18 protein-coding genes are annotated in these 17,665 nt (G+C 68.7%); 9 read left to right on the top strand and 9 right to left on the bottom strand.

Features of this window, described 5'->3' with window-relative positions:
* Nucleotides 1-68 precede the first annotated feature (68 nt).
* Nucleotides 69-1,289, top strand: a complete 1,221-nt coding sequence (locus AC4FS2_RS10115; RefSeq protein ID WP_491151625.1) for a sensor histidine kinase — start codon at nucleotides 69-71, stop codon at nucleotides 1,287-1,289.
* On the top strand, nucleotides 1,286-1,972 hold the full coding sequence (locus AC4FS2_RS10110) for a response regulator (protein ID WP_491151626.1): 687 nt from the start codon (nucleotides 1,286-1,288) through the stop codon (nucleotides 1,970-1,972). Before AC4FS2_RS10115 ends, AC4FS2_RS10110 begins: the two co-directional genes overlap by 4 nt.
* 26 nt (nucleotides 1,973-1,998) lie before the next feature.
* On the opposite strand, the gene AC4FS2_RS10105 is transcribed toward AC4FS2_RS10110, so the two are convergent.
* Nucleotides 1,999-2,478, bottom strand: a complete 480-nt coding sequence (locus AC4FS2_RS10105) for a DNA modification methylase (protein WP_491151628.1) — start codon at nucleotides 2,476-2,478, stop codon at nucleotides 1,999-2,001.
* A 155-nt stretch (nucleotides 2,479-2,633) separates the two neighbouring features.
* On the opposite strand from AC4FS2_RS10105, the gene AC4FS2_RS10100 reads away from it, so the two are divergent.
* Both AC4FS2_RS10100 and ispD read left to right on the top strand, forming a co-directional pair.
* On the top strand, nucleotides 2,634-3,116 hold the full coding sequence (locus AC4FS2_RS10100; protein WP_491151630.1) for a CarD family transcriptional regulator: 483 nt from the start codon (nucleotides 2,634-2,636) through the stop codon (nucleotides 3,114-3,116).
* Nucleotides 3,117-3,139: 23 nt separating this feature from the next.
* Entirely contained in the window at nucleotides 3,140-4,339 is a 1,200-nt protein-coding gene (ispD, locus tag AC4FS2_RS10095; protein WP_491151631.1) for a 2-C-methyl-D-erythritol 4-phosphate cytidylyltransferase, read from the top strand.
* 118 nt (nucleotides 4,340-4,457) lie between these two features.
* Here the strand turns inward: ispD and AC4FS2_RS10090 are convergent, their stop codons facing one another.
* Together AC4FS2_RS10090 and AC4FS2_RS10085 are read right to left on the bottom strand one after the other, a co-directional pair.
* Nucleotides 4,458-4,916 carry a GNAT family N-acetyltransferase gene (locus tag AC4FS2_RS10090; protein ID WP_491151633.1) on the bottom strand — a complete coding sequence of 153 codons (459 nt, stop codon included), beginning with the start codon at nucleotides 4,914-4,916 and terminating at the stop codon, nucleotides 4,458-4,460.
* A gap of 2 nt (nucleotides 4,917-4,918) precedes the next feature.
* Entirely contained in the window at nucleotides 4,919-5,839 is a 921-nt protein-coding gene (locus AC4FS2_RS10085) for a DMT family transporter (RefSeq protein ID WP_491151634.1), read from the bottom strand.
* A 93-nt stretch (nucleotides 5,840-5,932) separates the two neighbouring features.
* Between AC4FS2_RS10085 and cysS the strand changes: the two genes are divergently transcribed.
* Both cysS and rlmB read left to right on the top strand, forming a co-directional pair.
* Nucleotides 5,933-7,357, top strand: a complete 1,425-nt coding sequence (gene cysS, locus AC4FS2_RS10080) for a cysteine--tRNA ligase (protein ID WP_491151636.1) — start codon at nucleotides 5,933-5,935, stop codon at nucleotides 7,355-7,357.
* Nucleotides 7,350-8,351, top strand: coding sequence for a 23S rRNA (guanosine(2251)-2'-O)-methyltransferase RlmB (gene rlmB / locus AC4FS2_RS10075; RefSeq protein ID WP_491151638.1), 1,002 nt, complete (start codon nucleotides 7,350-7,352; stop codon nucleotides 8,349-8,351). The genes cysS and rlmB overlap by 8 nt, the downstream gene beginning before the upstream one ends.
* A gap of 77 nt (nucleotides 8,352-8,428) precedes the next feature.
* On the opposite strand, the gene AC4FS2_RS10070 is transcribed toward rlmB, so the two are convergent.
* From AC4FS2_RS10070 to AC4FS2_RS10045, 6 genes are all read right to left on the bottom strand, one after another.
* Nucleotides 8,429-9,211, bottom strand: a complete 783-nt coding sequence (locus tag AC4FS2_RS10070; protein WP_491177103.1) for an IclR family transcriptional regulator — start codon at nucleotides 9,209-9,211, stop codon at nucleotides 8,429-8,431.
* Nucleotides 9,212-9,262: 51 nt separating this feature from the next.
* On the bottom strand, nucleotides 9,263-10,423 hold the full coding sequence (locus AC4FS2_RS10065; protein WP_491151641.1) for a pyridoxal-phosphate-dependent aminotransferase family protein: 1,161 nt from the start codon (nucleotides 10,421-10,423) through the stop codon (nucleotides 9,263-9,265).
* Nucleotides 10,424-10,454: 31 nt separating this feature from the next.
* Nucleotides 10,455-11,384 (bottom strand): ABC transporter permease, encoded by a 930-nt coding sequence (locus AC4FS2_RS10060; RefSeq protein ID WP_491151643.1) that lies wholly within the window; start codon nucleotides 11,382-11,384, stop codon nucleotides 10,455-10,457.
* Complete coding sequence (locus tag AC4FS2_RS10055) at nucleotides 11,381-12,523, bottom strand: putative B6 ABC transporter permease subunit 2 (protein WP_491151645.1); 1,143 nt, start codon at nucleotides 12,521-12,523, stop codon at nucleotides 11,381-11,383. The genes AC4FS2_RS10060 and AC4FS2_RS10055 overlap by 4 nt, the downstream gene beginning before the upstream one ends.
* Complete coding sequence (locus tag AC4FS2_RS10050) at nucleotides 12,520-14,118, bottom strand: putative B6 ABC transporter ATP-binding protein (protein WP_491151647.1); 1,599 nt, start codon at nucleotides 14,116-14,118, stop codon at nucleotides 12,520-12,522. The genes AC4FS2_RS10055 and AC4FS2_RS10050 overlap by 4 nt, the downstream gene beginning before the upstream one ends.
* A 106-nt stretch (nucleotides 14,119-14,224) precedes the next feature.
* The gene (locus AC4FS2_RS10045) at nucleotides 14,225-15,328 is read right to left on the bottom strand and encodes a putative B6 ABC transporter substrate-binding protein (protein ID WP_491151649.1); all 1,104 of its coding nucleotides are present in this window, start codon (nucleotides 15,326-15,328) and stop codon (nucleotides 14,225-14,227) included.
* Between the two features lie 181 nt (nucleotides 15,329-15,509).
* Between AC4FS2_RS10045 and AC4FS2_RS10040 the strand changes: the two genes are divergently transcribed.
* The 3 genes from AC4FS2_RS10040 to pldH all read left to right on the top strand — a co-directional run bounded on the left by AC4FS2_RS10040 (nucleotide 15,510) and on the right by pldH (nucleotide 17,641).
* On the top strand, nucleotides 15,510-16,001 hold the full coding sequence (locus AC4FS2_RS10040) for a hypothetical protein (RefSeq protein WP_491151651.1): 492 nt from the start codon (nucleotides 15,510-15,512) through the stop codon (nucleotides 15,999-16,001).
* A 93-nt stretch (nucleotides 16,002-16,094) separates the two neighbouring features.
* Complete coding sequence (gene pldA / locus AC4FS2_RS10035) at nucleotides 16,095-16,853, top strand: 4-pyridoxolactonase (RefSeq protein ID WP_491151653.1); 759 nt, start codon at nucleotides 16,095-16,097, stop codon at nucleotides 16,851-16,853.
* 62 nt (nucleotides 16,854-16,915) lie between these two features.
* On the top strand, nucleotides 16,916-17,641 hold the full coding sequence (gene pldH, locus AC4FS2_RS10030; protein WP_491151655.1) for a pyridoxal 4-dehydrogenase, SDR-type: 726 nt from the start codon (nucleotides 16,916-16,918) through the stop codon (nucleotides 17,639-17,641).
* The last annotated feature ends 24 nt before the right edge of the window (nucleotides 17,642-17,665 follow it).

The raw sequence follows: 17,665 nt of genomic DNA, 5'->3' as shown, positions 1-17,665 counted from the left end.
CCCCCGGCCCGCGGCCCGCTGCGGACGACAGGGTGGGAGAGCCGACGTGCGCACGTACTCTGGGACGCATGGATCGAACGCAGCTGGTGCTGCTGGCCCTCCTCGTCGGAGTGGTCGTCGGCGGCTCCGTCGTCCTCCTCATCGCCTATGCACTCCGCATCCGTGATCGCCAGCGGGAGCAGACATCCTCGGAGGTGCCGGAAGGCGTCGCGGAGGTGCTGAGCGCCATGGATGACCCCGCCTTCGTGTCGGACACATCCTCCACGGTGCTGGCTGCGTCCACCCCCGCCGAGGTGTTCGGCATGCACACGGGCGCGGTCATCCCGGGTGAGGACCTCCGGAGGGTAGCCCGCGCGGCGCGCGAGACCGGGGCTCCCGTCGTGGAGACCCTCCGCCTCCGCCGTGGCGCCGCCCCTGCCGAGCCGCGTCTGGTCGCGGTGCGGGCCACGAGCATCTCTCCCCGGTTGACCCTCGTCGTTCTTCGCGACATCACCGAGCGGGAACGGGTCGAAGAGATGCGCCGCGACTTCGTGGCGAACACCAGCCACGAACTGAAGACACCCGTCGGTGCGGTGAGCCTTCTCGCGGAGGCCGTCGAGTCGGCGGCGGATGACCCGGCCCAGGTGCGGATCTTCGCCGCCCGGTTGACCGCGGAGGCGGCTCGGCTGGGCGCGCTCACCTCCCGCATCATGAGCTTGTCGCGCCTCCAGGCCACGGACGAGCTGAAAGAGATGCGGGATGTGTCGGTGGACGAGGTGGTCACTTCGGCGGTCGAGGCGCACGCCATGCAGGCCGATTCGGCGTCGGTCACCCTGGTGCGTGGCGGAACCCGCGGGTTGTACGTGCGCGGTGACGCGCAGGTGCTCACCGAAGCGGTCGGCAACCTGATCGCCAACGCGGTGGCGTACTCGCCCGCCGGCTCGAGCGTCGGGGTCGGCGTGAAAGATGTCGAGGGGATCGTCGAGATCGCCGTGACCGACCGAGGCATCGGCATCCCCGAGGCCGAGCAGCAGCGGGTGTTCGAACGTTTCTATCGCGCCGACCAGGCCCGCTCGCGCAGCACCGGAGGATCGGGACTGGGACTGGCGATCGTCAAGCATGCCGTGCAGCGGCATGGCGGCGAAGTGCGCCTGTGGTCTCGGCCTGGCCGCGGATCGACGTTCACCATCCGGCTCCCCGTCTCGGCTCCGCCCGAGCACGAGCCCGCACGACCGAAGTCCCGCCGCAAGAGCCGCAAGAGCGCGGCCGCTGCGCCGCGTTCTACACCCGTGAAAGGGGAGCCGACATGACCCGAGTCCTGATCGTCGAGGACGAGCCCGACCTCGCCGACCCGCTGGCCTATCTTCTGCGCCGGGAAGGGTACGAGGTCGAGATCGCCGGTGACGGCGCGGTCGCGCTCGCCGCTTTCCGTGAGCGGGGCGCCGACATCGTCCTTCTCGACCTGATGCTTCCGGGGATGCCGGGCACCGAGGTGTGCCGCCGGCTGCGGGCGAGTTCCAGCGTGCCGATCATCATGCTCACCGCCAAGGACTCGGAGGTGGACATCGTGGTCGGGCTCGAGCTCGGGGCCGATGATTACGTCACGAAGCCGTACTCCTCGCGCGAGCTGCTGGCACGGATGCGGGCGGTCCTGCGCCGATACGCCCAGGCGGAGTCGGCAGACCTGGATGACCGCATCCTCCAGGGAGGGCGGGTGACCCTGGACCTCGACCGGCACACGGTGGCGGTGGACGGCAGCGAGATCAGCATGCCGCTGAAGGAATTCGAGCTGCTCGAAGTGCTCATGCGCAACGCCGGCCGCGTGCTGACGCGTGGGCAGCTCATCGACCGGGTGTGGGGCACGGATTACTTCGGCGACACCAAGACGCTTGACGTGCACATCAAACGCATCCGCTCACGGATCGAGACCCGCCCGAGTGATCCGAGCATGCTGGTCACGGTGCGAGGGCTCGGCTACCGCTTCGAGGCCTGAGGCCTCGCGGCGCTACGCCGGTCAGGTCAGGGGAGCAGCTCGTTGTAGTAGTCCAGCTCGCCGTCCAGCACGGGCACCTGGAACAGGACACCTTCGGCGTCACCGGACTGGAAGTACACCGGAACCGTGGAGCCCGGAGGGCCGTCGACCGCATCGAGGGGCAACGGCTCCGTGTCGTCGGCGGGGTTGCCGAGGCTCAGGGACGACTTGGCCGGAACGCGCACCGTCGCCTTCTGTGCGGACGCGCCCTCGCCGAGCTCGATGTTCAGCGTCTGCGCCTCGTCCGTATCGTTGACGATGGCCGCGATCATGTTGCCCTCTTCGCCCTCGCCCTCGCTGACGATGAGGACGTTGCGAACCTTCAGGGGCCCGGAGTCGGGGATGTTGACGCCGTCAGCCGGCGAATACTGCAGAGTGGTCGCCTGCGTGGCGACGAGGTTGCAACCCGTCGTTCCCAGAAGAATGGCGGCGCCCAAGGCGGCAGACGCGATAAGGCGCGAGTTCACAGTTCCTCCCGGTGGAGCAGACGAGCTTCCCCAGCATTCTACGGGGTCCGCTGCGCGGTTCCACGCCCCCCGCGGGGACGGCGCGACCGGGGGCGGAGAACCTTATCGCAAGTGAGGCTGTGGTATCCTAGACGTTGCCGAAAGGACATAACTGCATGCTTTTTGAGGTTGGCGAGACCGTCGTGTACCCCCATCATGGAGCGGCCACGATCATCGAGGTCAAGGATCGCATCATCAAGGGCGAGACGAAGAAGTACCTGAAGCTCAACGTCACCCAGGGAGACCTCGTCATCGAGGTACCCGCGGATAACGTAGACCTGGTCGGCGTCCGCGACGTGATCGGCAAGGAAGGCCTGGACAAGGTCTTCGAGGTGCTGCGTGCTCCCTTTACGGAAGAGCCCACGAACTGGTCGCGCCGCTACAAGGCCAACCTCGAGAAGCTCGCTTCCGGCGATGTCATCAAGGTCAGCGAGGTCGTCCGCGACCTGTGGCGTCGTGACCAGGACCGCGGCCTGTCCGCGGGCGAGAAGCGCATGCTCGCCAAGGCGCGGCAGATCCTCGTGTCCGAGCTCGCGCTGGCGGAGAAGACCGACGAGGAGCGCGCCGGCGTCGTCCTCGACGAGGTCCTCGCTTCCTGACGCTGCCGCAGTAGCGTGGGAGCGTGAGCATCACGCCCGTTCCCCGTGTCGCTATCGTCGTCGTCGCTGCCGGGTCCGGCACCCGCCTGGGCGCTGGAACTCCGAAGGCACTCGTCGGCATCGATGAACACACGGTGCTGCGCCATGCCTTGGACAACGTCTTCGCGGCACCCTCGGCACAGGTCATCGTCGTCGCTCCCGCGGGGCGCGAAGGCGATGCGCTGACCGAGGTGCTCGCCGCATCCGGTGACGCCCGAGACCTCGCCTCCGTCGTGATCGGCGGCGGTACGCGCCAGGAGTCCGTCGCTGCCGGCCTGGCAGCGGTGTGGGCCGATGTCGACTTCGTGCTCGTGCACGACGCCGCCCGCGCACTCACGCCGCCCGATGTGTTCGTCCGTGTGCTGGACGCCCTGGCCGACGGGCTTCCTGCCGTCGTGCCTGTCATCCCCGTCGTCGACACGCTCAAGCGCGTTCGGGGCGTCGAGGTGGTCTCCGTCGTCGACCGGTCGGAGCTGGCCGCGGCCCAGACTCCGCAGGGATTCTCGCGGGTCGTGCTGGATGCCGCGTACGCGGTGGCCGCGAAGGACTTCACCGACGACGCGGCGCTCGTCGCGGCAGCCGGCCATCCCGTCGCGGTGGTGGCCGGCGACCCGCGTGCGTTCAAGATCACGACGCCGGAAGACCTGGAACGCGCCCGCGGCCTGGTCGCGCCGTCCCACCTCACCCACGTGGCGCTGGAACGCCTGCAGTCGATGCCGCGGGTGGGTGTCGGCACCGACGTGCACGCGTTCGGCGGCGCCGGGGCGTTGTGGCTCGCGGGGCTGGAATGGCCCGGGGAGCCCGGGTTGTCCGGCCACTCCGACGGCGACGTCGTCGCTCATGCGATCGTCGACGCGATTCTGTCGGCCGCGGGGCAGGGCGACATCGGCGCGCACTTCGGCACCGATCGCCCGGAGTTCGCCGGAGCTCACGCCGAGGCGTTCCTCGCGCGCACCGTGGCGATCGTGGGCGAGGCGGGATGGCGCGTCGGCAACGTCTCGGTGCAGTTCCAGTCGACGCGTCCTCGTTTCGCGTCGCGCCGCGCCGAGGCGGAGGCGGCCCTGTCCAAAGCCCTCGGCGGGGTGCCCGTCTCGGTGAGCGCCACGACGACGGATGGCCTCGGCTTCGCGGGTCGCGGCGAGGGAGTCGCGGCTTTCGCGACCGCGCTGCTCTTCCCCGCCTGAGTCCCCCTGAGTCGCCCCACCGCCGAGAAACGACTTCTCGGCCGAAACAGGGTGCGACGCGGTGTGTCTCGGCCCGAATGTGGTTTCTCGAGCGTGGGCCGGTGCGGGCGGGCCGGGTTCAGAGCGCGCGGGTCATGAAGGTCGAAAGGGGATCGGGCGCGTAGGAGTCGAACGGGCCGCACTCGGCGAAGCCTTCGCTCGCGTACAGCCGGCGTGCGGGCAGGAACCCCTCGGCGCTGCCGGTCTCCAGCCACAGGCTCGTGAAGCCGCGCTCGCGCGCCACGGTCACGAGGTGTCGGAGGAGCGCCCGGCCGATGCCCTGCCCGAGGAACGCCGCATCCACGCGCATCGACTTGATCTCGCCGCACGCGTCGTCCAGGCGGGCGAGCGCTGCGATGCCCGCCACGCGGCCGTCGACCTTCGCCGAGAAGAACGTGATGTCGGGGCTTCGCAGGCCGTCGATATCGAGCGCATGCACGCTCTCCGGAGGCGAAAGCGCGCGCATGCCGGCCAGGTGCGCGGCCACCAGCGCGCGGGTCTGCTCCCCGGTCAGGTCGTCGACGGTGATCCGCAGCATCCTCATGCCTCCGCCGCGAAAGGTGCCGGGTCGCGGGCCGGGCGCGAGCCCCACGCAAGCAGGACGAGGCCGGCCGCGAGGACGGCAAGCCCCGCGATCGCCGCCCCCGACAACCGCTCGCCGAGCACCGCGATGCCGAGCACCGCAGCGGTGAGCGGCTCGGCGAGCGTCAGGGTGGATGCCGCGGCTGCCGTCAGGCGTTGCAGGCCCCAGGTGAAAAGGGTGTAGGCCAGGGCGATGGTCGCAAGGCCCAGCCAGAGCGACATCGTGAGGCCATCCGGCGTCGTCACCCAACGCAGATCGACGAACGGTGCCGCCACCGCGGCGACGACGGCGGAACCGGCCCCCATCGCACCGGCGACGGTGAAGGGATCCCATCCGCCTTGCATCAGCCTCCGCTGCGCGTTCGCGAAGACCGCGAAGGCCGCGCCGGCGCCCACCGACCCCGCGAAACCGAGAGGATCGGCGCCCGATGAACCGGCGTCGCCGCCGAAGACGAGCAGCGCCACCCCGCCGAGGGCGAGCACCGTCGCGCCGATCCACGTGACGGTCGGGAGCCGCCGGGTCAGCGCCCATTCGAGGAGACCGGCGATCACGGGCGCCGACCCCAGGGCGACGACCGTTCCCACTGCGACACCATTGCGCTCGGTGCCGAGGAAGAACAGCGGTTGGTAAGCGGCGAGACTCAGCCCCGTCAGTGCCATCAGGCCGACCGCGCGCCGGGTGTACCGCGGCGGGTCGGCGGTCCGGCGTCGCGCGCGCGTGCCGAGACTCAGCCCGACCAGCGCGAGTGCCGTGCCGCCGATGAGCAACCGCATCGTGCCCACCGCGAGCGGCGTCGTGCCGTCCGGCCCCAGGGCCTGAGAGGTGCCGGTCGTGCCGAACAGCACCGCGGCCGCGACGACGGCGAGGACGGCGAGCACGAACTCCTTTCTACTGCCTCCGCACGCGTTCCGGGTGGGTGTCATCGCCGTCGCACCCGCGGACCGCGCCGGCGCCGCCGGTAGTCTGGGAGGATGACCGTCCGGATCCACGACACGAAGGCGCAGGCGTTGCGCGACTTCGTCCCGCGCGACCCCGGAAACGTGACCGTGTACGTGTGCGGCCCGACGGTGCAGTCCGGCCCGCACATCGGCCACGTGCGGGCGGCGCTGAGCTTCGACATCCTCCGCCGGTGGCTCACCCACCGCTTCGGTCGGGTGACGTTCGTCCGCAACGTCACCGACATCGACGACAAGGTCCTCGCGAACGCCACCGACGCCGAGCCGTGGTGGGCGCTGGCGTATCGGATGGAGCTGGAGTTCTCCCGCGCGTACGCCGCGGTCGGCATCCTGCCCCCCACGTACGAACCTCGGGCGACCGCATCCATCCCGCAGATGCAGGAGATCATCGCGCGCCTCATCGACGCCGGCCACGCCTACCCCGCCGCGGCCGATTCGGCTGCCGCGGGAGACGTGTACTTCGACGTGCGCTCCTGGCCGTCGTACGGGGCACTCACCCGCCAGTCGATCGACGCCATGGAGCCGGCCGGCGACGCGGACCCGCGTGGCAAGCGCGACCCGCACGACTTCGCGCTGTGGAAGGGTGCCAAATCGGACGAGCCCGACAGTGCCGCGTGGGATTCGCCGTGGGGTCGCGGGCGCCCCGGCTGGCACATCGAATGCTCCGCCATGTCGCGCCGCTACCTCGGCCCGGAGTTCGACATCCACGGCGGCGGCCTCGACCTGCGCTTCCCGCACCACGAGAACGAACTCGCCCAGTCCACGGCGGCCGGAGACCCGTTCGCCCGCTACTGGGTGCACAACGGCCTCGTCACCGTTGACGGACAGAAGATGTCGAAGTCGCTCGGCAACTTCCTCCTCGCCGAAGACGTGCTGCGCGACGTCGACCCGCTGGTCGTCCGGTACGCACTGGCCTCGGCGCACTACCGATCCAGCCTCGACCTGTCCGACCGCGCCTTCGCCGAAGCCGAGGCGGCGCTCGGCCGGATCCGGTCGTTCCAGGAGCGGGCACTGCGGATGCTGCGGGACGAGGAGAACGACCGTACGATCACCGCCGTCCTTCCTGACCGCTTCGCTGCGGCGATGGACGACGACCTCGGCGTGCCGCAGGCGCTCGCCGTCGTGCACGAGACGGTCCGCGACGGGAACCTCGCGCTCGAGGCCGGGGATCGTGACGCGGTGCTGCGCGCATTCTCCGACGTAGCGGTCATGACCGGCGTGCTCGGAATCGACCCGCTCGACCCCTTCTGGGGCGAGACGGGGGCTGCCCCTGAGGCGGCGGCGCTGGACGCGCTGCTGTCCACCCTCATCGCCCAGCGCGCCCAGGCGCGTGCGGCCAAGGATTGGGCGGGTGCCGACCGCATCCGCGACGCAATCGCAGCGGCCGGTGTCGTGCTCGAAGACACCGCCGACGGAACCCATTGGAGTATTCATGGTTAAGCAAGGGCGCCCCGGCGCACGAAAGTCCGGCAAGAAGGGTGCTGTCAAAGGCACCGGCGGCCTCGGGCGCAAGTCGCTCGAGGGCAGGGGCCCGACCCCGAAGGCGGAGGACCGCAGCTGGCACGTCGCCGGTAAGCGCAAGGCCGCCCAGGAACGGTTCACCGCGGCCGGAGGCAAGGGCAAGCCCGCTCCGCGCACGACCGGACCGAACTCCGCGCGCGGCGGACGGTCGAAGCAGAGCGACGACACCGAGACGGTAACCGGGCGCAATTCGGTGCTCGAAGCGCTGCGTGCGCGCATCCCCGCCACTGCGTTCTACATCGCCCAGCGCGTGGAGATGGATGACCGCGTCAAGGAGATGCTGGCGCTGGCCACCAACCGGGAGATCCCCGTGCTCGAGGTGACCCGTCCCGAGCTCGACCGTATGGCCGGCTTCGACGGCGTGCACCAGGGCGTCGCGCTCAAGGTGCCGCCCTACGAGTACGCGCATCCGCAGGATCTCCTGGAGAACGTCATCGACAGCGGTGAGGTGCCGCTGTTCGTGGCGCTGGACGGCGTGACCGATCCGCGCAACCTCGGCGCGATCATCCGCTCGACCGCCGCGTTCGGGGGGCAGGGCGTCATCGTCCCGCAGCGCCGGTCGGCCGGTGTGACCTCGGCGGCATGGAAGACGAGTGCGGGTGCGGCCGCGCGCATCCCCGTCGCCATCGCCCCGAACCTGACGAACACGCTGAAGGAGTTCAAGAAGCAGGGGGTGTTCGTGCTCGGTCTCGACGGCGGCGGCGACGTGTCCCTGCCGGCGCTCGAGCTCGCTGACCGGCCGGTGGTGGTCGTGGTCGGGTCGGAGGGCAAGGGACTCTCGCGGCTGGTCACGGAGACCTGCGATCAGATCGTCTCGATCCCCATCTCGGCGGCGACCGAGTCCTTGAACGCGGGAATCGCCGCGTCGGTGGCGCTCTACCAGATCGCCACCCTGCGGTCCGTGCGCGAGTAGGGCTCCGCTGGAGCATGAGAACGGGCGCTGGGCGCCCGGCTGGCAGTCGGCCTGCTCATCCGCTCCGGCGGGATGTCCTAGTCGGCAATGAGCGCCTCGAAGTCGGCGGCCCCCGCTCTGACGACCTCGCCGATCCGGCGGCGGTCGTCGTCGCTCAGCCGGTACGCCGGCGCGACGACGGTGACGGCACCGACGAGGGCGCCGTAGGAGCGCACGGCCGCGGCCGCGGCCCACACCCCCGCGTCCACCTCCGCGTTCGACTCGGCGTAGCCGCTGTCCCGGATCTCCTCGAGGGCCGCCTCGAGTTTCGAGCGGGCCGAATTCGACATCGGCGGACGCAACAGGTCCAGGTACTGCTCGCGCTTGCCGTCGCTGTACTCGGAGAGCAGCACCTTGGGGGCTGCGCCCTGGTGCAGCGGCATGAGGTTGCCCGGCTGGAACGAGATGGAGATCTGGTGGTCACTCTCCGCGATCGCAAGACACACCGCCGCATCGTTGACGCGCCGGAGGTAGAGCGCGGTCTCGCCGGTCTCCTCCCGCATGCGATCGAGGATCGGCTGGGCGGCCGTACGGTAGTCGAGCGAGGCCTCGGCGGAACGGGCGAGCTGGAGCACGCGCGGGCTGAGCACGAAGGCACCCTTGCTGCGTTCCTCGATGAGGTTCATCTCGCGCAGCAGCGAGAGATAGCGGTAGGCGCTCGGAACCGAGATGTCGAAGCTCTCGAGCACGTTGTCGATGGTGAGCTCGGGACGGTTCTCCGAGAACTGGAGCAGGATCTGCAGCACGCGGCGAGCGCTGTCGACACCCTTGGTCCGTTGGGGGAGCGTGGGGGCCGCGTCCTCCCCCTCAGGTGCATTCATGGTGTTCATAGACGTTGTCGAGCCTAAACCAGCATCTCCCCAGGAGGCCGGTCACGCCCTCTGCTCGCTCAGCACCTCGAGGGCAGTGTCGATGCCTGCCCCCACATCGAGCTCCATGCCGAGGTCCAGCAGGGTTCGGCCGAGGGCGCCGAGGCCGACGATCGAGTGGAACCCGCCCGCGGTCGGTCCCATGTGGGACAGGCGGATCAGATTACCGGCGCCCTGGCCGTGGGAGAACATGACGCCGTACTTCGACCGGGCGTGGTCGCGCACCGTGGCGTTGTCGATGTCATCGGGCAGACGGATCGAGGTGACGCACGCGGACATGCTGTCCTCCCGCTTCGCCCAAAACTGCAGCCCCATCGCACGCGCGCCGGCCTTCGTGAGCTCGCGCGCGTCGACGTGTCGCTGGACGACCCGGTCGATGCCCTCGGCGAGGGCCTGGTCGAGTGCCGCCTCAAGGCCGTTGACCTCGCTCACGGACGGCGTGTAAGGGAAGCGTCCCTCGCCAAGCCACTTCTCCTTCCAGTCGAGGAGAGACAGGTAAGAGTCGCGCGGCGCCGCGGGGTTCGCATAGATCTTCTCCCACGCCCGCTGACTCACGGAGACGAGGGCCAGGCCTGGCGCCCCGCCGAGGCATTTCTGGGGTCCGGTCACGCAGAGGTCAAGACCCCAGTCGTCGGTGCGGTGCTCCATGCCGAGCACGCCGGACACCGTGTCGATGTAGGTGAGGATGCCACGATCGCGGCACATCGGCCCGATCCGCGACACGTCGGTCACGGTCCCGGAGGGGGTCTCCGAGGCGACGAGGCATACCATCTCGATGCCGGGGTGGGCGTCGAGATACTCCTCGACCGTCTCCGGGGTGATGGCGTCGTCGTAACCGACCTCGAGCTCGTGCACGTCGGCACCGAAGTCCCGGAGCCAGTAGCCGGTACCTTTGCCGAAGATGCCCTGGACGAGGTTGAGGACCTTCATACCCGGGGTCACGAGCGAGCGCAGGGCGCCCTCGAGGGCAAGGATCGCCTCGCCCTGCATGATGAGCACGTCGTTGCGGGTCTGGAGGATCTGGGCGGTCTTGTCCTGCACGCGGCGGAAGGTCGCCTTGAAGTCCTCGTCGTAGTGGTACTGGATGGGCTTGGCCAGGCCGGCGAGGGTCTGCGCGGTGACGGCGACCGGGCCGGCCGCCAGCGTGAACTCGAGGTTCTTCATGGACGATCTCCTCTGGCTGTGGAGGCGCGCGTCAACGCGCGCCGCGGGTGTACGGGCTTCCCAGTGCGGGGGGCACCATCGAGCTGCGGGCGAAGATGATGAGCGTCAGCATCACGACGATGAAGGGGAGCATCTGGAAGACGTCGGCGGGAACGCTCACGCCGATGAGCTGCAGCGGGTTCTTGATCGCGACGGCGACCCCGTACACCATCGACGTGAGCACGATCCAGGTCACCTTGCCCCGCGAGAGCATCGTGATGACGATCGCGACGAAGCCGAGCCCGCCGGTCATGAACGCAGTGAACGTGCCGGTGGTGAGTATCGACAGGAACGCGCCGCCGCAGCCGACGAAGGCGCCGTTGAGCAGCACCGCCGACGCCCGGGTCCGCACCACGTTGCCCCCGGCGGCGTCGAGTGAGGCCGGCTTCTGTCCCGCTGCCCGGATCGACAGCCCCCAGTTGGTCTTAGAGAGCAGGAACGCGACGACCACCAGGGCGACCAGCAGTACCCAGAAGATGCCCGACTGGCGGAAGAACGACGGCCCCACGACGGGCAGGTCGGAGAGGCCGGGGATCGCCCAGGCGTCGCCGGCGAGGCTCTTCGGCGACTTGCCGTAGTTCTGGAGGTACAGCACACTCGTGATGCCCTCGCCGATCACGGTGATCGCCAGACCGATGACGATCTGGTTCAGGCCGAGCCACACGTTCAGCACGAGCAGCAGGAGGTTCGCCACCACGCCGCCGCCGATGCCGCCGAGTATGCCGAGCCACGGGCTGCCGGTCACGACGGCGACGACGAACCCACTGTAGGCGCCGACCAACATGACGCCCTCGATGCCCAGGTTGAGCACGCCCGACTGCTCGCCAATGGTCTCGCCGACCGCCGCCAGAATGAGCGGCATCGTCTGCAGGATGATCGCGGTGAGAAACGCGGCGAGCACGCTTGCTGACAGCAGGCTCATGCGGTCACCTTCCCGTGAGTTGTCGTGGCGGTGGCCGCGCGCAGCCCGAACAGCGACATCGCCGACTGCTTCATCCCGGCCGGCAGGTAGCTCTGCCCGAGTCGGCGCTTCTCACCGACGTATTCGGTGAGCGTCATGAACACGAGGATGAGGCCCACGACGACGAGGAGGAAGTCGGAGTTGAGTCCCACGCTGCGCGCTGCGTTGATGCCGCCGTTCGCGAAGACCGAATAGAAGCCCACGAGGGGGATCGCTGCCAGCGGACTTAGCCGCGCGAGGAAGACGAAGGGCATCACGGCGTCGCCGTACCCCGGGTTCCAGTTCGCACGCTGATAGGTCACATTTCCGAGGACGTCGATCGAGCCGGCGAGGGCGATGAGGGCACCGGAAAGGCAGAACAGCAGGATGATCATCCCGCTCTGGTTGATACCGACGTGTTGCGCGGCCTTCGGGCTCGCCCCGAAGACGTCGAGGCGCACGCCGAACGAGGTGCGGCTCACCACGAACTGGGCGACCACCGCGAGCAGGATGGCGACGATGATGCCGACGTGCACCCGCGTCCCGCTGAGGAACGGGAGTAGGTCCTCTCGCCCGATCGTCGCCGTCTGCGGCGCCGTCACGCTGGGGTTGGTGTCGTGCATCGGCCCCTTGATGAGCAGATTCACGACGCCGATGGCGATGAACGACATGACGAGCGAGGTGATGATCTCGTTCGTCCCGAACCGGGCCTTCAGCACCGCGGGGACGATCGACCAGATCGCGCCGATGACCATTGCGCCCACGATGAGGATGATGGTCACGAGCCAGCCCGGCAAGATCGGGAACAGAGCCGGGCCGAAGCCGGCGGTGACGACCGAGCCGAGCAGGAACGTGCCGTTGTAGCCGAGGTTCCACAGTTGGCCGCGGAACGAGACGATGAGGCCGAGCGCGATGATCATCAACGGCGCCATGAGCCGCAGGCTGTCCTGCCAGTTGTTGCCGGTGAGCCCGTACTTCCAGACGCCCGCGTAGAAGTCGAGCGGGTTGCTGCCGATCGCGGCCATGATCAGCCCGGCGACGACGAGTGCCAGCAGAACAGGCAGGATGGAGCGCACGAGCGCGTCGGTGGCCCGGCGCCAGCGCGGTACTTCGTCGATCATGCGTGCGTCGCCCCCTCGATCGCTCCGGTCATCAGCTGTCCGACCCGTTCCGCGGTGCCGCGACCGTCGTTCGCCACGGTGCCGACGATCTCGCCGTCTGAGATCACGGCGATGCGGTGTGAGAGCTCGACGAGCTCGTCGAGGTCCGTCGAGAGCAGCAGCACGCTGCCGCCGCCGGCGGCGAAGTGCGTGAGGATCTGTCGAACCAGCTGCACGGTCTTCAGGTCGAGCCCGTAGGTGGGCTTGTTGACGACGACGAACCGGGCGCCGTCGGTGAGCTCGCGTGCGAGCAGGATCTTCTGAATGTTGCCGCCGGAGAGCGTGCCGGCGCGGGTTGCGGAGGACGGGGTCTTGATCGCGTACTCGCCGATGAGCCGATCCGCCTCAGCATCGACCGCCTTGCGGTTGATCTGACCGAACCTCCAGAAGGGCGGTTGGCCGATTCGCTTGAGCACAAGGTTCATGGCGACGGACATGCTGGCGACGGTGCCCTCGTGCAGCCGGTCATCGGTGACGTAGCGGAGGCCGAGCTGCTGCCGTCCGGCTACGCCGCGGCGGGTCACGTCTTCGCCGTCGAAGCGGATGGTGCCCTCCGCGGCCGGCCGCTGCCCGGCGACGACCTCGGCAAGTGCGGCCTGACCGTGGCCGTCGATGCCCGCGACGCCGAGGATCTCGCCCTCGCGGACGCGGAGGGAGACGTCCCGGATATCGACGTCGTGGGCGTGGCCGCGCGTGGCGACCTCGCTGAGCTCGAGCCGGATCCGCCTCTCGCCGGGCGCGAGGTCGTCGACCTCGCGGCGGGCCTCGGTGGCGCCGGCAAGATCGGCGGCGTCGGGGTTTGCGACGTCGTCGCCGAACATGGCAGCAAGGATCGCCCGCTGCGCCCGCGCCTCGGTGAAGGAGGCGAGCTCGTCGACGCCGATGTGGCCGACGTTCTTGCCGCCGCGGAGGATGGTGACGCAGTCGCCCATTTGGTACGCCTCGCGGAGCTTGTGGGTGATGAACACCACGGCGAGCCCCTGCGCCCGGATCTGGGCGACCGACTCGGCGAGCTTGTCGATCGCCTGCGGCGTGAGCATCGAGGTCGGCTCGTCCAGGATGAGCAGACGGCTGCCCTTCCACATCGCCTTGGCGATCTCGACCTGCTGCTGCTGGCCCAGGCCGAGGTTACCGGCGAGGGCGGTTGGATCGATGCGGGCGCCGAGCAGTTCGGAGAGCTCCTCGAGGCGGGCTTGGGCACGCTTCTCGCTGCGCAGCAGGCCCGTCTCGCCGAGCATCAGGTTCTCGAGGACCGTGAACGCCGGAACGAGGGTGGAGTGCTGGTGCACGACGCCGATGCCGAGGTCAACGGCCGCCTTGGGGGAGTTGATGGGGGTCGGCACGCCGTCGACCTCGATGGTGCCGGAGTCGGGCTGCTGCATCCCGGCGAGGATGCTGATGAGGGTTGACTTGCCTGCACCGTTCTCACCGAGAAGGCAGTGGACCTGGCCGCCGACGATGTCGAGGGAGATGCGGTCGTTCGCCACCACCCCGGGGAAGGCTTTGGTGATCTCGCGCAGGGAGATCACTCCCGGCGCAGCGGCGATGCTGCTCAATACGATCTGCTCCTCAGTCGTCTCCGCGGACGGTGTCCGTCGGCGGAGGGATGCCGTCCCGGTGCCCAGGTCTTCCTGGGTACCGGGACGGCTGTCGGATCCGGTGTCACTCGGCCTTCTTGGAGGCGATGACCTCCTTCACCTCGGCGGAGTCTTTGGCTCCCTTCGGTGTGATGTCTCCGGCCTCGATCGCGTCGGTCGCGGACTTCACCGCGGCCTTGATCTCGTCGGTGAGGCCGTCGGTTTCCTGGAGGTACAGGCCGCCGTTGCCGACGGTCAGGACGTAGTCCTTGGTGCCGAAGGTGCCCGCCTCCACGTCCTTGATGGCCTGCTCGTAGGTGGGCGTGTAATCCCAGATGACGGAGGTGAGCAGCACGCTCGGGTCCTTCAGCGCGGACGTGACGTCGCCGATGTCCGCGATGTACTTCACACCGGGGTGCGCGTCGATCGCCTGGAGGTAGCCGAGGGTCGCGCCGTCGCCCATGCCAAAGACGACGTCGGCGCCGCCCGCGATCACGGTCTCGACCGCGGCCTTGCCGCCGGCGGAGTCGGCGTAGCCGCTTGCGCTGATCTGGCCGAAAAGCACGTTGATAGCTGGGTCGACGGAGTAGACGCCCTGGGCGAACCCGGCGGCCATGTCGAGCCAGTTGACGTCATCGGCCGAGATCACGACGGCGACCGTCTTAGCCTGCGTGCTCATCGCCGCGGCGATGCCGGCGATGTAGCCGCCCTGTTGGCCCTCCACGAGCGCTTGGGCGAGCTGACCGGGCACCGGCTCGAGGCCGGAGTCCTGGGCGAGGACCGGAACACCAGTCTGGCCGGAGACGGTCTGCGCCGGGACGCCGTAGCCGGAGGCGTGGGCGATTACGAAGTCGGCGCCGTCGTCGTCGATGACCTGGCCGAGCACGGTCTCGATGTTGTCCCAGCCCGCGTCGGGAACCGCGACGTAGTCGAGCCCGAGCTCGTCGGCCGCGGCCTTCGAGTTCGCGAGGCCGACCTGGTTCCAGCCGAGGTCCGTCTCATTCTCGGGGGCGACGAAGGCGACCTTCGTGACCTCGGCGCCAGCGCCATCGCTGCCGCCGTCGGAGGAGCCGCCCCCGGCCTGCGACGAGCAGGCTGCGAGGCCGATGATGAGTGCGGATCCGGCCAGGAGCGCGCCGGCGCCCTTGGCCGCGCGGCGAGCGAGGCCGCTGTGAGCTGCTTTGTACATTGCCTGGAAGTCCTCTCAGGGATGGGGGCCGCCGCAGCCTGTGCTTCGGGATTTCTCACAATGTGCGCCGATACCGGCACAGTATGAGAAGAACGTCGGTAGGTCAACGATCAGAACAAAGGTGTTACCGTCGCGAAACACGTGCGCGCCATGCTGACGCCGACGCCTGAGGAGAGAGCATATGAACGGTCCACTTCGTCGCCTCGCCGCGGCGGCGATCGTACTCCCGTTTATCGCGCTTGCCGGCTGCGCATCGACGGGCGCCGTCCCGGCCTCGAGTCCTGGCCCGACAGCTCCTCCGGCGGCGACGCCCCAGACCCAGCCATCAGCGGAGCCGACACCGCCCCTGCCGCAACAGGATGCCGACGCTCTCGCACAGCTCGCCGACGTCGCACCGCGCACCTCCACGATCGATCCGCAGCTCGCGGACTGGACGGAGTGCTGGCCACCGAGCGAGCATCTGATCGCCGCGAGCGAGGTCGGGAACGACACCACGTGGAAGGTTATCTGCCGCGTCCACTGGCACCAGGAGGACGGCACCGCCCGCTACCAGGACACCAACTGCATCGGCGACTTCGCGCAGCAGCCGATGCTCGACCACTGCTACCGGTGGGTGCACTACGACTACGAGCCCGAGTTCGGCGACGCTCCGGCGGTCCGGGCCGCCGAGTGATCTCAGATGCGCGATCCGAGCATTGACCGAAGGTCCATAATTCTCATAGTGTGCTCGCAACTCAGAATCATGTAAGAAAACGAGGAGCAGATGATGGCGGATCCGAAGGTCTACCTGCTGGACGGCGGCACGCTCGTCATCGACGAGTCCGACGTCCATTGGCACATCAACGCCGGAAACCCGGTGCGGTTCCCGGTGTACTCGGTGCTCGTCGAGCACACCGACGGCCTCATCCTCTACGACACCGGCTACGACCTCGAGCACGTCCAGAAGGTGCTGCCCTTCGAACTCCCGGAGCAGACCCCCGAGCAGACGATCCCCGCGCAGCTTGCAAAGGTGGGTTTCAAGCCGGAGGACGTCGACATCGTCGTCAACTCCCACTTTCACTTCGACCACGTCGGCGGCAACAAGTACCTGACGGAGGCGACGCACCTCGTCCACAAGGCCGAGCTCCGTCAGGCGAAGTACCCCGAGCCGTTCGAGCGGCTCGGCTACTCCGACCTGTCCTTCGACTTACCGGGTGCCACCTACAAGCCGATATCCGGGGACTACGAGATCGTCCCGGGTGTGACCCTCATCGAGACGCCGGGCCACACCATCGGGCACTATTCGATGCTCGTCGAGCTCGAGCACGACCGGAACATGCTTTTCTGCGGCGACGCCGCGTACACCCGCACCACGCTCGAGAAGGAGTGGATCGCCGGGTTCCACCTCGATCCCGCGAAGTCGGTCGAGGCCATCCGCCGACTCAACTACCTGGGCCGCGTCAAGAAGGCCGATATCTACCCCTCCCACGAGCTCGAGCCCTACCTCGGCTGGAAGCTTGCGCCCGCTTACTACGGCGGACATTGACCTCGGCGGTGACCGACCGTCGCTCGGGCCTCATGGATCTGAACCGAACAGAAGGAAACAGCATGACTGAACGCGTCGCCATCGTTACCGGAGCCGGCCAGGGCATCGGCGCGGCCATCGCCAAGGAACTCGCCGCGGACGGCGTCAAGGTCGTCGTCACCGACATCAATCTCGGCGGCGCTACCACCGTGGCTGAGGAGATCGGGGGAGTTGCGAAACTGCTCGACGTGTCCGATCCGAAGCAGGCGAACGCTGTGGTCGCCGAGGTGGTCTCCGAGTTCGGTCGACTCGACATCCTCGTCAATAACGCGGGACTCGTCCCGTTCACCCCGTTCGACGATCTCACCATCGAGCAATGGCGCCGCACCTTCTCCGTCAACGGCGAGGGCCTGTTCAACATGACGAAGGCCGCTGTGGAGGCAATGAAGCCGAACGAGTACGGCCGCATCGTGAACATCGCCTCCAACACGTTCGTCGCCGGCACCCCGAACTGCGCCGACTATGTCGCCACGAAGGGTGCCGTCGTGGGCTTCACGCGTGCCGTGGCGGGGGAGATCGGCAAGTACGGCATCAACATCAATGCCGTCGCCCCCGGGATCATCGCGAGTGAGGGCGTGTTCACGACCGGCCACGGCGAGGGCTTCGATTACGTGGTGCCGATGCAGGCGTTCAGCCGTCGCGGCGTGCCCGCCGACGTGGCGCCGGCCGTGGCGTTCCTCGCATCGGAGAAGGCGCACTGGGTGACCGGGCAGCTGCTCGTCGTCGACGGCGGCCACACCCGCAACTGACGCCGGCCGTCCGCCGCGCTGCCA

Source organism: Microbacterium sp. Z10_103, from assembly GCF_058310455.1.
Note: the sequence above shows the minus strand (reverse complement) of the source record. Positions and strands in the feature narration are given on the sequence as shown.